The organism is Plantactinospora veratri (assembly GCF_036421995.1).
GTDB classification, from domain to species: Bacteria; Actinomycetota; Actinomycetes; order Mycobacteriales; family Micromonosporaceae; genus Plantactinospora; species Plantactinospora veratri.
The window spans coordinates 51775-65703 of record NZ_JAZGQL010000034.1; the positions used below are offsets into that span (position 1 = coordinate 51775).

Sequence of the window (13929 nt, forward strand, 5' to 3'; positions counted from 1 at the left end):
ACCCGATGACCACCGGCGAGCCCGCGTCCATCCATCCGGCCTGGTTGCCGCCGGAGGCGTTCCGGGCGATCGGGTCGCGCCGGACGCTGGTCCGCGGTAGCGGCGTCCTCGTGGACACGGTGCGCGACGAGGTCGCCCGGGCCTGCACCCGCTTCGGCGGCACGGTCACCCACCTGCCGGCCGAGGCGGCGGGCGAGCAGCTCACCGGCGCGCCCGGCGGACCGTACGACCTGGTGTTCGCGCTCGGCGCGGCCGGGCCGCTGCCGGCCGGCGCGGCGGCGCTCGCGGCCGAGATCGGGCGCGGGTCGGATCCGGGCGGCCTCGGGCCGGAGGGTTTCGCGGTGGCCCGCCGGGACGGCGTCTCGGTGGTGCTGGCCGACGAGCCGGCCGGGCTGCTCTACGGGCTGTTCCACGTCGTCCGGCTCGGCCCGGCGGCGTTCGGCGCCGACATCCCGGTGCGGCGGCACCGGCCGGCGATGCGGCTGCGGCTGGTCAGCCACTGGGACAACGTCGACGTGCATCCGGTGATGGGGCAGGTCGAGCGCGGCTACGCGGGCGGGTCGATCTTCTGGCGCGACGGTGCGCCCCGCCAGGACCCGGATCGGGTACGCGACTACGCGCGGCTGCTCGCCGCCTGTGGGATGAACGCGCTGACGGTCAACAACGTCAACGTGCGCGGTACGGCGACCCAGTTGTTGACCGACCGGCTCGACGACGTCGCCGCGATCGCGGACCTGGTCCGCCCGTACGGGATCCGGGTGCATCTGTCGGTCAACTTCGCCGCGCCGTTCGTCCTCGGCGAGCTGCCCTCCGCCGACCCGCTCGACGACGACGTGCGGGCCTGGTGGTGCAAGGCCGCCAGACAGGTCTACGAGCGGATACCCGACTTCGGCGGGTTCATGGTGAAGGCGGACTCCGAGGGGCAGCCGGGCCCGTTCAGGTACGGGCGCAGTCACGCGGACGGCGCCAACATGCTCGCCGACGCGCTGGCGCCGTTCGGCGGGATCGTGCACTGGCGTGCCTTCGTCTACAACCACCGCCAGGACTGGCGCGACCGGTCGACCGACCGGGCCAGGGCGGCGTACGACCACTTCACGCCCCTGGACGGCCGGTTCCGGGAAAACGTGGTCCTCCAGGTGAAGCACGGTCCGATGGACTTCCAGGTGCGCGAGCCCGTCTCGCCGGTACTGGCGGCGATGCCGAACACCCGGCTCGCGGTGGAGTTCCAGGCGACCCAGGAGTACACCGGGCAGCAGCGGCACGTCTGCTATCTCGGCCCGTGCTGGAGCGAGGTGCTGCGGTTCGCGCCCTGGGGCCCGGGCGGGCCGACGGTCGCCTCGGTGGTCGCCGGCTCGGCGGGTGGCGGTGCCGGCGGGGCGTCGGCGGGTGGTGGCCTGGTGGTCGTCTCCAACGTGGGCGACGACCGGTACTGGACCGGGCACCCGCTCGCCCAGGCCAACCTGTATGTCGCGGGCCAGCTCGCCTGGGCACCCGATCTTGACCCGGTGGCCGTACTCGACGAGTGGATCGAGCTGACCTTCACGCCGTCGGCGACCGCCGATCCCGACCTGCTGCGCGGGACGCTGCACGCGCTGCTGGACGACTCGTGGCGCACCTACGAGCGGTACACGGCGCCGCTCGGGGTCGGCTTCATGGTCGCGCCGGGCGACCACTACGGCCCCGACGTGGACGGCTACGAGTACTCGCGCTGGGGCACCTACCACTTCGCCGACCGGTACGGCGTCGGGGTGGACCGCACCCGGGCCTCCGGGACCGGCTTCACCGGCCAGTACCCGCAGCCCTGGGCGGACCGGTACGAGTTCCTCGACACCTGTCCGGACGAGTTGCTGCTCTTCTTCCACCACGTGCCCTACCAGCACGTACTGCACTCCGGGTCGACGGTGATCCAGCACATCTACGACACCCGTTTCGCCGGGGTCGAGCAGGTGGTGGCGATGGTGCGCCGGTGGGAGCGGATCGGCCCGGCCGGACTGGTCGACCCGGCGTTGCACGCCCGGGTGACGGAGCGGCTCGCCGAGCAGCTGCGCTCCGCCGAGGAGTGGCGCGACAAGGTCAACACCTACTTCCTCCGCAAGTCCGGGGTACCGGACGCGCACGGCCGACGGATCTACTGAAGCCGCCGGACGGGGCCGGCTCCGGGTGGCGCGTCCGCCGGGCCACCTGTCACCTGGCGGTCCGGGCCCGACCTGCCTTGTACGATGTCGTCCCGGAGGAGAGTTGAGGTAGGTGGCCAGCCAAGCCGAGTCCGTCGAGCCCCGGATCCCGTTGAGTCGCGAGCGGGTGCTGCGGGCCGCGGTCAGCGTTGCCGACTCCGGCGGCATCGAGTCGCTGACGATGCGTCGGCTCGCCGAGCATCTCGGGGCCGAGGCGATGTCGCTCTACTACCACGTGACCAACAAGGAAGACGTGCTCGACGGCGTCGTGGACCTGATCGCGACGGAGATCAACGAGGTCGTCGACCGGATCGACGTACCGGCCGGGGGCGCCGACTGGAAGAAGGCGGTACGCCAGCGCATCCTGGCCGCCCGCGAGGTGCTGCTCCGGCACCGGTGGGCGCCCGGGGTCTTCGAGACGCGCACCACCACCAGCATGGCGGTGCTGCGTTACTACGACGCCCTGCTCGGTCTGATGCGCGAGGGCGGCTTCTCGTACGATCTGGCGCACCACGCGATGCACGCGCTGGGCAGCAGGGCATTGGGGTTCAGCCAGGAACTCTTCGACCCGAACAGCGGCGGCGACGGTGACCCGGCGGCCGGGCTGGCCGAGCTGGCCGGGCAGCTTCCGCACCTGGTCGGGATGCTCTCGGAGATCGCGCACGACGACCCCGACTCGACGCTGGGCTGGTGCGACGACCAGGCCGAGTTCGAGTTCGGACTCGACCTGATCCTGGACGGCCTGGACCGGCTCCGCGAACGGGCCTGAGTCCGCCCACCCCCGCCGGACGGTTCCGAGCACAGCCCCGCGATCTCGATCGATCCGCACCCTCGACAACCTTACGCCGTACGAGTACCTTACGACGTAAGACTTACAACGTAAGGGCGGCTGCGGCTCCACTCGGGACACCCGTCCGCCCCCACGGTCGAGCCGAGCCGAAGGAGACGACGATGAAGGCGGCAGTCCTGCGTTCGTACGGCCCACCCGAAGCGCTGGAACTCACCGAGGTCCAGCGGCCCACCCCCGGCGACGACGAGGTGCTGGTCCGGGTCCGGGCCACCTCCGTCAACCCGTACGACTGGCACCACATCCGCGGCGAGCCGCTGGTCGCCCGCCTGATGCCGGACGGCCCCCGGCTGCGTACCCCGGCCATCGGGATCCCCGGCTGCGACATGGCCGGTCAGGTCGAGGCGGTCGGCCGGAACGTCACCGAGTTCCGCCCCGGCGACGACGTCTACGCCCTGCTTCCGGAGGGCGGCTTCGGCGAGTACGTCAGCGTCCGGGAGGACCTGCTGGCCCCCAAACCGGCGAACCTGTCGTACGAGCAGGCGGCAGCGGTGCCGATGGCCGCCGTCACCGCCCTGGTGGGACTCCGCGACGCGGGCCGGCTCCAGCCCGGTCAGCAGGTACTCGTCAACGGCGCCTCGGGCGGGGTCGGCACCTTCGCCGTGCAGCTCGCCCGCGCGTTCGGCGCCACCGTCACCGGCGTGTGCAGCGGCCGGAACGTCGAACTGGTCCGGTCGCTCGGCGCGGACGAGGTCGTCGACTACACCACCGAGGACTTCACCCGGCGCGGGCGCCGCTACGACCTGCTGCTGGACAACGCGGGAAGCCGCTCCGTGGCGGCGTACCGGCGGGCGCTGACCCGCGACGGCACGCTCGTCGTCGTCGGTGGCCCGGGCGGTCGCTGGCTACAGCCCGTCGGCCGGGTCTTCGCGGCGCTCGCGGCGAGCCCGCTGGTGTCCCAGCGGATCACGCTCGCCGACACCGTCCGCTGCCCCGACAAGAAGCAGTGCCTACGGCTGCTGACCGGACTCATCGAGGAGGGCAGCGTCACCCCGGTCGTCGACCGGCGCTATCCGTTCGCCGAGATCCGGGAGGCGGTCCGCTACCAGGAGGAGGGACACAGCCCGGGAAAGGTGGTCGTGACGCTCTGAGCACCCGGGCGGCGACCCGCTGCCGGGGCGAGCCGGAGAACCCGCTCGCCCCGGCCGACGTACCGGGAATCGGAGCCGGTCAGCCGCCGCTGACCGGACGGAACGGGTCGACCGTGTGCCGGGCCTTCGCCGTCCGGTTGGTGACCGTCGCGATCGCGTCGAACATGCTCCGGCCGAGGACCGCGTGCGCCTGCACCGCCGGGTGCGTCGCACCGTAGTTGTCCCGGTCGCCGAGGGAGTCGGCGAACATCGCGTACGTCAGCGTCGGCGCTCCCGCCGCGTCGAACATGATGCCGGCCTCGTGCCGGGCCGCACCCAACTCGTCGTAGTCCGCACCGTACTTGGTGGCCACCCGGCTGCGCTCGGCCGACGACATGTTACGGCGGACCCCGTCGTGGTACCCGTTGATCCACCGCAGGATGCCGAGCAGGAAGTCGGCGGACCTCGGCGTCACGATGGTCTTGTTGGCCAGTCGCCACAGCAGGTCGTGGGTCTCCCGCGGCGTGGTCACGCCGAGGAAGAACCGGTTCGGGTTGGCGACCGGCTCGACCCGGGTGTGCGTGAAGCCCTTGCTGGCGAGGATCTGGTTGATCTCCAACGCCGGTACCACCCGGCCGCACATCCGGACCGCCGTGTTGTCCGAGACCAGCAGCATCGCGGTGAGGAAGTTGGCGACCGTGATGTCGTCGCCCCAGACGGTGTGCAGGAAGTAGATCCCGGTGCCGCCGAGGATGATGTCGGCGGTGAGGTCGAGCTTCTGGTCGAGCCGGAGCTGGCCACGGTCGATCTTGTCCATCACCGCCACCGCGACCGCCAGCTTCTGCACGCTGTAGCCGTGGGTCACCTTGTCGGCGTCGTCCGCCACCACGGTCTCCAGGGTGCCGGCGGCGTTGACCATCGCGATGTGCGAGTGCCACACCCCACCGGCCCGGGCCTTCTGCGTGTCGTACGCCTGCCGGATCGACGTCTGCGCGGTGCCGGTCGCGCCCAGCGGGCCGCCCGGTACGCCCGGCCCGGGGACCGGTGCCCGCCCGACCGCCACCGTCGTGGCGGGCGCGGCGGCAGCGGGCCGTCCGGTCGCCACCAGCGCGGCCGCCGCCGCTCCCATCCCGATCGCCGCCCGGCGACTGACATGCTCCGGCACTGTTCCTCCCCCGTGGTCATCGACAATTGTCGCGGGGAGCGTACCGAGCGGCGATATCGGGCAACAACCCGGAGCAGGCCGGACCCGCCGGGGCGGGCCGCCGCCCGGAGCGGCCCGTCCGGCGTAGGCTGAGCGACGTGGATCAAGAAGACCGGATCGCCCTCTTCCTCGACTACGAGAACCTCGCGCTCGGTGCGCGGGACCACCTCGGCGGCCTGGCCTTCGACTTCCGCCCGATCGCCGACGCGCTGGCCGAGCGCGGCCGGGTGGTGGTCCGCCGGGCGTACGCCGACTGGTCGTACTTCGACGAGGACCGCCGGATGCTCACCCGGTCACACGTCGAGTTGATCGAGATCCCGCAGCGGATGGGAGCCAGCCGCAAGAACGCCGCCGACATCAAGATGGCGGTCGACGCGGTGGAACTCGCCTTCGAACGCGGATACATCTCCACCTTCGTGATCTGCACCGGGGACAGCGACTTCACCCCGCTCGTGCACAAGCTGCGCGAACTCAACAAGCGGGTGATCGGCGTCGGCGTGGAGAAGTCCACCTCGGCGCTGCTGCCACCCGCCTGTGACGAGTTCCTCTACTACGACCGGCTGGAGGGGGTGGACATCGCCCCCAGCCGTCCCCGGCGGGGCCGACCGGTCCGGTCCACCGGCCCGGAGGCGGCGCAGGCCGGCCCGGACCAGCAGGCGGAGCCGGTACCCGAGCCCACGCAGGGCACCGAGGAGCCGGTACGCGACGTCGACACCCTCGCCGAGGTGGTCGCGCAGACCGTGGCGGGGTTGCAGGGCAGCTCCAGCGGGGAGGTCACCGCCTCCACGCTCAAGCGCACCCTGCTGCGCAAGGACCCGACCTTCAGCGAGTCCGACTACGGGTTCCGGGCCTTCGGGGAGCTGCTCCGCCACCTCGCCGAGCACAACGTGGTCGAGCTGACCGAGGGCCCGGCCAAGGGCGACCCCGGGGTGTCCCTGCCCGAACACGGCGACCGGGAGGTGGCGTTCGGACTGCTCCGTACCGTGCTCCTCGACCTGGCCGGTGCGGACGGCTCGGTGGCGCTCTCCGGGCTGAAGAACCAGCTTCGCCGCGCGCGGCCCGACTTCAGCGAGAAGAAGCTCGGCTACCGCAGCTTCCTCCAGTTCTGCAAGGCGGCCGCCACCAGTGGTGCGGTCGAGCTGCGGTGGAGCCCGGAGACCGACGACTACCTGCTCACCGCCCGCCCCGGGTGACCCCGCAACCCGCGGCCCGCCGGTCCCGCACCGCCGGGGGGCGACCCGGCTGCGGGCGATAGGGTCTTGGCGCATGCGGTCGAAGCGGGAGCTGGACGCCGCCATCCGGCGGGAGCGCCGGGCGGCGCTGGTGGTCAACGCCCGCTCCCGCCGGGGCCGCCGGCTCTACGAGGCGGCCCGGACCCGCTTGCTCGCGGCCGGTTTCACCCTGCTCGGCACCTACCCGGCGGACCGGCCGGGTGAACTGGAGGCGAGCCTGGCCGCCGCCGCCGGCCTGGCCCCGGACCTGCTGGCCGTGGGCGGCGGCGACGGCACGATCGGGGCCGCCGCCCGGCTGCTCGCCCACCGCGACATCGCGCTCGGGCTGCTGCCGCTCGGCACCACCAACAACTTCGCCCGGACCGTCGGCATCCCGCTCGACCTGGACGCGGCCGTCGCGACCCTGGCCGACGGCAAGGTGATCGACGTCGACCTCGGGACCGCCGACGGGATGCCGTTCGCCAACCACGTCGGCGTCGGGCTCTCCGCCGACGTGATGGCCCGGGCACCGGCCCGGCTCAAGCGGGTGGTCGGCCGGCTGGCGTACCCGGCCACCGCCCTGGCGCTGCTCACCGGAAACCGTCCGATGCGGATCACCGTGCAGGCCGACGGGCGGTCCCGGGAGTACGTGACCCACCAGCTCTTCGTGGCCAACGGCGGCTTCCACGCCGGCCGGCCGATCACCGCGGACGCGAACGCCGACGACCGGCTGCTGGTCGCGTACCCGGTGGGTGGTCCGACCCGCCGCGACCTGTTGCGCGCGACGGCGCGCAACGCGGCGACCGGGCATCGCCGCACCCTCGACGACGAACCCTTCCTGACCGCCGGTGAGATCCTGCTCCGCACCGACCGCCCGGCCCCGGTCGAGGTCGACGGCGAGGTACGCGGCCGCACCCCGATCCGGATCGGGCTCGACGCCAACGCGCTGCGGGTGATGGCCCCCGCCGACGCCCCCGACCGCTGACGCCCTGTCCCCGCTCTCCCGTCGCGTGCGGGTGCACGTGCCGGCACAGCCTTGCTCAGGCGGCGAAGAGGAGCAGCAGCCCGGCCGTCGTGTAACCCACCATCAGCACCAGCAGCGGCAGTTGACCGGCGACCGCCGTTCGCCGGTCGAAGAGCCGTAACGCCCGGTCGTGCGCGAGCACCGTGCCGAAGACGTGACCGAGGACGATCACAGTCACCTGGAGGGTCGCCGTACCGGCCGGCGAGGTGCCGAACCCCCGTACCGGCCACGACCCGGTGCCCAGCCAGTCCGCTCCGATCCCGAGTGGATCGGAGAGCAGGGCCAGGGTGCGCTGCCCCTCCAGCACGAACAGCGTGAAGTAGTGGGCGACCAGGTAACCGACGGCGATCGGCACGACCGAATGGGCCAGCTCCCCGGCGCAGTCCCGCACCGACCGGCCGCCGAGCCGGGCGGCCAACCCGGTCGCCGCCAGGTAGGCGGCGAGAACCAGCGCGACCACCACGGCGAGCCCGGCCGTACCGACCAGCGGGGGCGGCGCCACGCCCGACTGGGAGAGCCGGACCCAGAACGGGGCGTTGGAGAGGCTGTCGTACATGGTGGAACCGAGCAGTACCACCACGAAGGCCACCAGGCCGGGAGCCGGTCGCAGCCCGGCGATCCCGTCGAACGGGTGCCGCCAGACCAGCGTACCGTCGCGGCGCCGGGCCAGCACCGCCAGCCGCCCGACGAGGGCACTGTAGACCTCGAACGCGTCGCCCCGGTCGAACCACCGGGAACCGTAGACGACCGACCCGGCGAGCATGGCGACGGCGTACCCGCCGAGCCAGCCGCCGATGACCGGCAGGCTCACCCGGTGCGGCGCCACCAGCTCCAGCCAGACGAAGGCGAACAGCCCGGCCGCCGCCGGCCAGTAGCCGAATTCGGACGGGAGATCACGCAGCCCGCGTACCGGGTCCCGGCGCAGCGCCAGGCAGGCCAGCAGGTGCAGGGTCCGCAGCGGGTTCAGGCTCCGCCAGACCGGTCCGAACAGCAGCGACAGCGGCAGCAGGCCGACCCAGAACAGGACGTACACGACTCCGGCGGTCGGGTTGTCGGCCGTGTCCGGGCCGGCGAGACCCAGCCCGAGGTACGCCGCGACGACCAACCCGGCCAGCCGGCACAGCCACGACCAGGCCCGGGTGGTCAGTACCCGCTGGACCGGTCCGGGCAGCGGTCGTGACGGCCCGGCGTCGTTGCCCAGCCGGGGCTCCCGCCAGAGCGCGCCCAGTGCCACGAACGAGACCAGCAGGGCGACCAGCGCGCCGGTCAGGGCGAGTCCGAACGGGATGGGCAGGTCCTGGCGCCCGCCGACGCCGTGTGCGAGCCACACGGCCGGCTACCTGACGACGAGCTGGAACAGTTGCAGGTCCTGGCCGTGGGTCTCCACCTCGAAGAGCCCGTCGCGGTCGGCCACGAACTCGACCGTGCCGGCGACCCCGGGTTGCAGGGTCACCGACCTGTCGTACCCGTGCACGTGCACCATGTCCGCGACGTCGCTGGTGGTGGTGATCCGGACGGTCTGGCCCCGGGCCACCTCGACCCGGCCCGGGGCGGGTGAGACGGTGCCCCCGGCGACGGTGACCGTGACGGTCTCGACCGTGTCGGTGGCGGCCGGCTCGCCGTCGCCGCACGCGGTCGGTCCGATCAGGAGCAGGGCGAGCAGCGCGACGGCGGCATGCGTCGACCGGTGTCGCCGGGGGTGGGGCGGCATGGGGGGTCTCCAGGACGGTCGGTGGCGGTTCGGGGGACGCGCGATTCGTGGGGACGGTGGTGACGCTGGCGGCGGTACGCGGTGCCGGATGAGCGGGACGGGCGACGGATCGGCGGGACGGGACGGCTCGCGAGGTGGGTGGTGCCGTGGACGGGCGCCTAGCGGCTCCTGCGGCGATTCGGGGTCGGGGTGGGACCGGCCCGGCGGCTGCCTGCCGAGTGGGCCGGGCGGGCCGGGCGGGCCGGGCGGCGGGCGACCCCGGCGACCAGGACGGCGGCCCCGATCACCAGCACGGCGGGCACCAGCCAGACCGACACGCCCGGTCCGCGCTCCGCCGCCGTGGGCGCGGCCGGCGCCGACGGCGGTGCCGACGGGGGTGCCGAGGCCGGGGCGGTGGGTCGGCCGTGCCCGGCTGCCGCGGCCAGTTCCGGGCTGGGCTGGTCGGTCGGGGCCTGCCAACCCGCCGGGGCCGGCGTACTGGCGCCGGTGTAGCTGAACCTGACCTCGCCGTCGACCTCCTCGCCGTCGGAGGCGACCGTCTGGTAACGCACCACGTACCGGCCCTGCTCCGGCCAGTACGCCACCGGCACCTGCACGGTGAACCCGACGTGGAACAGTCGCGGCTCCCACGCACCGTTGACCAACTGGTACTCGCGTACCGGCTCGTCGAGCCGGATCGGGGTGCCGGTCGACCAGCGCCGGTCGACCCGGCTGCCGTTCGGCGCCGTGACGGTGAAGTACGCGAACGGCGCGGGTTGTTCGGTGAAGGCCAGCGACACCGACTCGACGGGTGCGGTCAGGGTGGCCCCGTCGGCCGGAGTGGAGACGGCGAGCTGGCCGTGGGCGTACGCCGGACGGGGATCCACGGCTCCCAGCGGGACGGTGAGCAGGCCGAGCAGAACGGCAGCGAGCAGACGCGGCGCCGCACGACCCATCGCGTACCTCGGCTCTCGGTAGAAACCTGCCGCGAGGTTAACCGCTTTCGTTTGATCTGAACAGACTTTCGGATGTCTGGACGAAACTTCGGCTCGACCATCGGTTACCGGCGCACGGGCCATGCTGTGCCGCCGAGTCCTGCCCGCGCCCGGAAGGGATCGACTCGGCACCCGGCTCGCCCGGCACACCAGGTTTATCCGGCGGGAGGCGGGGCAACCGCGACGGGTTCGCCGTGACCGGCCCGCCTCGTCCACGGCCCGAAGCCGAGCCGAAGCCGCCGCGAAGCCGAGCCGGATCAGAGCCGGATCAGAGCCGGAGCCGGGTCGCAGCGGAAAACCTCTGCCCAGACACCCCGCCGGAGACAGCAGTGCCACACTTCCTACCTCGCCTCCGCGCCAGGTCGGTCGAGGCGACCGTGACCATCCGGCGGCCGGTCCCGGAGGTCTTCGCCTTCTACCGCGACCTCGAGAACCGGGCCCGCTTCCTGGGTGACGTGATCTCCGTGGAACGGGTCGGTCGGGCGGGGTACCGGTGGACGATCCAGGGCCCGCTCGGCATCCGCCTGCGGTCGACGGTGAGGCTGACCGAGGTACGCACCGACGCGTTGATCCGCTACGAGACCACCGCCCCACCCTGGCTGCGGACACACTGGACGGTGCACTTCACGCCCGCACCCGACCAGGGCGGTACGGCGGTACGCGAGGTGCTGACCATGCCGTTGGGCGATCTGGGCCACACCGTGCTGACCCTGCCGGCAAGCCGCCCGCCGAGGAACTGGCCGCGAACCTCCGCCGGCTCAAGCAGGTGCTGGAGACGGGGCTCGTCACCGACACCGAGCACGCGGTGCCGGGCAAATTCGACCGGAGATCCCGAGGCTGACCCGCCCGTGGTCACCGGTGCGCGTCAGGCACCGGCACGGGCGACCGCAGGTACCAACCGGTCGTCGCCACCGTACGGAACCCGAGCGACTCGTACAGCGGCCGCCCGGCCTCCGTGGCCACCAGGGTGAACGGCCGGTCCGGGTGCGCCTCGATGGCCTGGGTCAACAGCGTCCGCCCCAGTCCGGCCGAGCGGTGCGCGGGTGACGTGACGAGCCAGTACAGGCCCACCACCCGGCCGTCGTCGTAGGTGTAGGTGGCGGCGGCGGGCTCGCCCCGCCGGTACGCCAGCCGGACACTCCAGCCGGGCACCGCCAGCACACCGGCGGGAAGCGCCTCGCCGCTGCGCCACGGCAGGAACGCCGGCAGCGGGAACCCCTCCACCATGATCCGCTCCGCCACGGCCAGTTCCTCCGGATCGGAGACGCGCACGATGCGGACGTCCCCGTCGGAGGCGGTCCCCGCCGTCGCCACCGTCCCCGCCGGACGCACCATCACCGGCATGCGCAGGATCCGCACCGCCGGGTCGACCGGCTCGGCGTCACCGCCACCGAAGATGTCCTCCAGTACCGCGTTCTTGGCTAGCGGCGCGGAGCCGAGCAGGCGCGACACGCCCTCGGTCGACATCGGCGCGCGCAAGATCAGGCGGGTCGCCCGGGGCAGGTCCGCGCGGAAGCAGTCCTGGTCCCGGCGTGTGTCGAGGGCGACCGCACCCCACATCGCGGCGGCATTCTCCACGTAGGCGTCCGGTCCGATCATCCGCAGCAGCCTAGCAACGCCTCGCCCGCCCGCCCGGTCGGTCGGCGCTTCTTGCCATTCAGACATCCGGATATGACAATAAGTTTCGCGCCGTCCCGGTCCGGTCCCACCGGTCTCCGGTCTCACCCCTGCCCGCACGGGAGACGCCATGCGACGATCAGCCCTCGCCGTCCCGCTCGCCGCACTGGTCGCCTTCGTCGGCGTCGGTGCCGCGACCCCCGTCCCGGCGGTCGCGGTCACCGCCGGCCCCGGCATCGGTACGCTCGCCAGCACCGCGCTGGCCCCCGGCCTCTCCCTGAGCACCGCCTCGACCAGCGGTCCGAACCAGATCAACGTGCTCACCGCGAACCTGTCCGAGCCCACCCTGAAGCCGAAATACCTCAGCCCCGGAACCGTCGGCGCCACCGCCACCCTGACCACCCAGGCGAACCGCGTCGGTGCGGTCGCCGCCGTGAACGGAGACTTCTTCGACATCGGCGCCACCGGGGCACCCCGGGGGGTGGGGCTGGACGACGGCACGCTGCTGCACGCCCCCGCCGCCGGCTGGAACAACGTGGCCGCGCTCTACGCCGACGGCACCGGCACCCGGGGCGGCCTGGCCCAGATCTTCCTCGACGCGAGGATCACCCTCCCCGGCGGCGGCCAGCTCACCGCCACCAACCTCAACTCGCCGAACATCGCGGCCGACGGCATCGGCGTCTACAACGCGCTCTGGGGCGACGAGCCACGCAGTCAGGCGCTCGACGGCGCCACCCGTAGCCGGGAGGTCGAGATAACCGGTGGCCGGGTCAGCCGGGTCAGCACCACCGCCGGCGGCAAGGTACCGGCGAACTCCGTCGTACTGCTCGGCGTGAACGCCGGTGCCGACGCCCTGGCCGCGATCGCGGTCGGCGACCCGGTCACCGTCAACTACTCGCCGCGTGGTGCGGCCGGAGCCGCGCAGGTCGCGATCGGCGGCAACCTCGTACTGGTCAGGGACGGGGTGGCCACCACCGTGGCGCACCCGCGGAATCCCCGTACCGCTGTCGGTTTCTCGGCCGACGGCCTCACCATGTGGATGGTCGTCGTCGACGGGCGGACCAGCGCGAGCGTCGGGATGACCTACGTCGAACTCGCCAACTACATGAAGTCGCTCGGCGCCGACGACGCGATCAACCTGGACGGCGGAGGCTCCAGCACCATGGTCGCCCGGATGCCGGGAGCGTCCTCGGTATCGGTCCGCAACACCCCGTCGGACGGCGCGCAACGACCGGTGCCGAACGGGCTCGGCTTCGTCTCGACCGCACAGGCGTGGAGCAGCACGGTCGACAACGGCACGGCCGGCCGGTTCACCGCGAGTGCGAACTGGGGTACCTCGAGCTACTCCAGCTCCAGGTTCGGGGCCGACTACCGGTTCGCCGACCCGGTCCTGTCCAGCGACGTCGCCTGGTACCGGGTGAACGTCCCGGAGACCGCCAGCTACGCGGTGGCGGTCTGGTATCCGGCCGACCCCGGGTACAACGACTCGACGCCGTTCATCGTGGCCACCACCGGCGGCAACCAGACCGTACGGGTGAACCAGCGGGTGAACGGGGGCCGGTGGGTGTCGCTCGGGGTGTTCACGCTGCCGGCGGGGGACGCGAACAGGGTGGGGGTGAGCCGGTGGACCTCGGGCACCGGCTACGTGGTCGCCGACGCAGTCCGGATCACCCGGGTGTGAACGCCGGTGCCCGGTGCCACCGGTTCTGTCCTCCTATCGAAAATCCCACCACGTCGTAACCGCCCGGACCATCGGGCGGAAGGATCCTGACGGCCATTCAGCAATGTGCCGCAGGCGGCGAATCCGGATCGGTCCGGTGGCGGTGCCGTGCCCAAACTTGCGGCGCATTCCGGCACCGCACGGTGGGCACCGGTCCATTTCGGGACCGAGCGGGCTGGAATCGTCCAATCTCGATAATCCGCCGTCGCCGGCCCGCTGGTAGCACGATGAAAGATGCCCAGGCCGGCCCGGGCAGGCACAATCGCGGGGTTGCCGTACTCATCGATGATTGTTATCTTCCACACGGGTCACGGGGGAACGGCGACCTGGCGCAGCGCTGCGGTCTGTCACCGTCCTCGCACAACGTGTCGAGGAGG

Annotated in this window: 12 protein-coding genes; 7 read left to right on the forward strand and 5 right to left on the reverse strand. The window is 72.6% G+C overall.

Translation table 11 applies throughout. The features are described 5' to 3' along the window. Positions 1-5: 5 nt before the first annotated feature. The 3 genes from V1634_RS32085 to V1634_RS32095 all read left to right on the forward strand — a co-directional run bounded on the left by V1634_RS32085 (position 6) and on the right by V1634_RS32095 (position 4112). Complete coding sequence (locus V1634_RS32085) at positions 6-2135, forward strand: alpha-glucuronidase (protein ID WP_331210529.1); 2130 nt, start codon at positions 6-8, stop codon at positions 2133-2135. Positions 2136-2247: 112 nt separating this feature from the next. Next, positions 2248-2943 carry a TetR/AcrR family transcriptional regulator C-terminal domain-containing protein gene (locus V1634_RS32090; protein WP_331210530.1) on the forward strand — a complete coding sequence of 232 codons (696 nt, stop codon included), beginning with the start codon at positions 2248-2250 and terminating at the stop codon, positions 2941-2943. A 182-nt stretch (positions 2944-3125) separates the two neighbouring features. Then, on the forward strand, positions 3126-4112 hold the full coding sequence (locus tag V1634_RS32095; protein WP_331210531.1) for an NAD(P)-dependent alcohol dehydrogenase: 987 nt from the start codon (positions 3126-3128) through the stop codon (positions 4110-4112). A gap of 79 nt (positions 4113-4191) precedes the next feature. Here the strand turns inward: V1634_RS32095 and V1634_RS32100 are convergent, their stop codons facing one another. Further along, positions 4192-5256, reverse strand: coding sequence for a serine hydrolase (locus V1634_RS32100; protein WP_331210532.1), 1065 nt, complete (start codon positions 5254-5256; stop codon positions 4192-4194). A 137-nt stretch (positions 5257-5393) separates the two neighbouring features. Here V1634_RS32100 and V1634_RS32105 point away from each other — a divergent pair, with 137 nt between their 5' ends. Further along, on the forward strand, positions 5394-6488 hold the full coding sequence (locus tag V1634_RS32105) for a PIN domain-containing protein (RefSeq protein ID WP_331210533.1): 1095 nt from the start codon (positions 5394-5396) through the stop codon (positions 6486-6488). A 73-nt stretch (positions 6489-6561) separates the two neighbouring features. Continuing rightward, entirely contained in the window at positions 6562-7491 is a 930-nt protein-coding gene (locus tag V1634_RS32110) for a diacylglycerol/lipid kinase family protein (RefSeq protein WP_331210534.1), read from the forward strand. 55 nt (positions 7492-7546) lie between these two features. Here V1634_RS32110 and V1634_RS32115 read toward each other — a convergent pair whose 3' ends face one another. From V1634_RS32115 to V1634_RS32125, 3 genes are all read right to left on the reverse strand, one after another. Further along, the gene (locus tag V1634_RS32115) at positions 7547-8860 is read right to left on the reverse strand and encodes a hypothetical protein (RefSeq protein WP_331210535.1); all 1314 of its coding nucleotides are present in this window, start codon (positions 8858-8860) and stop codon (positions 7547-7549) included. A 6-nt stretch (positions 8861-8866) separates the two neighbouring features. After that, positions 8867-9241, reverse strand: coding sequence for a cupredoxin domain-containing protein (locus tag V1634_RS32120; RefSeq protein ID WP_331210536.1), 375 nt, complete (start codon positions 9239-9241; stop codon positions 8867-8869). 158 nt (positions 9242-9399) lie between these two features. Further along, on the reverse strand, positions 9400-10176 hold the full coding sequence (locus V1634_RS32125) for a copper resistance CopC family protein (protein ID WP_331210537.1): 777 nt from the start codon (positions 10174-10176) through the stop codon (positions 9400-9402). Between the two features lie 416 nt (positions 10177-10592). On the opposite strand from V1634_RS32125, the gene V1634_RS35580 reads away from it, so the two are divergent. Continuing rightward, positions 10593-11186, forward strand: a complete 594-nt coding sequence (locus V1634_RS35580; RefSeq protein ID WP_407951856.1) for an SRPBCC family protein — start codon at positions 10593-10595, stop codon at positions 11184-11186. Here V1634_RS35580 and V1634_RS32135 read toward each other — a convergent pair. After that, the gene (locus tag V1634_RS32135) at positions 11068-11814 is read right to left on the reverse strand and encodes a GNAT family N-acetyltransferase (RefSeq protein WP_331210539.1); all 747 of its coding nucleotides are present in this window, start codon (positions 11812-11814) and stop codon (positions 11068-11070) included. The genes V1634_RS35580 and V1634_RS32135 overlap by 119 nt on opposite strands. Before the next feature lie 148 nt (positions 11815-11962). Here V1634_RS32135 and V1634_RS32140 point away from each other — a divergent pair, with 148 nt between their 5' ends. Beyond that, positions 11963-13513 carry a golvesin C-terminal-like domain-containing protein gene (locus V1634_RS32140; RefSeq protein ID WP_331210540.1) on the forward strand — a complete coding sequence of 517 codons (1551 nt, stop codon included), beginning with the start codon at positions 11963-11965 and terminating at the stop codon, positions 13511-13513. The last annotated feature ends 416 nt before the right edge of the window (positions 13514-13929 follow it).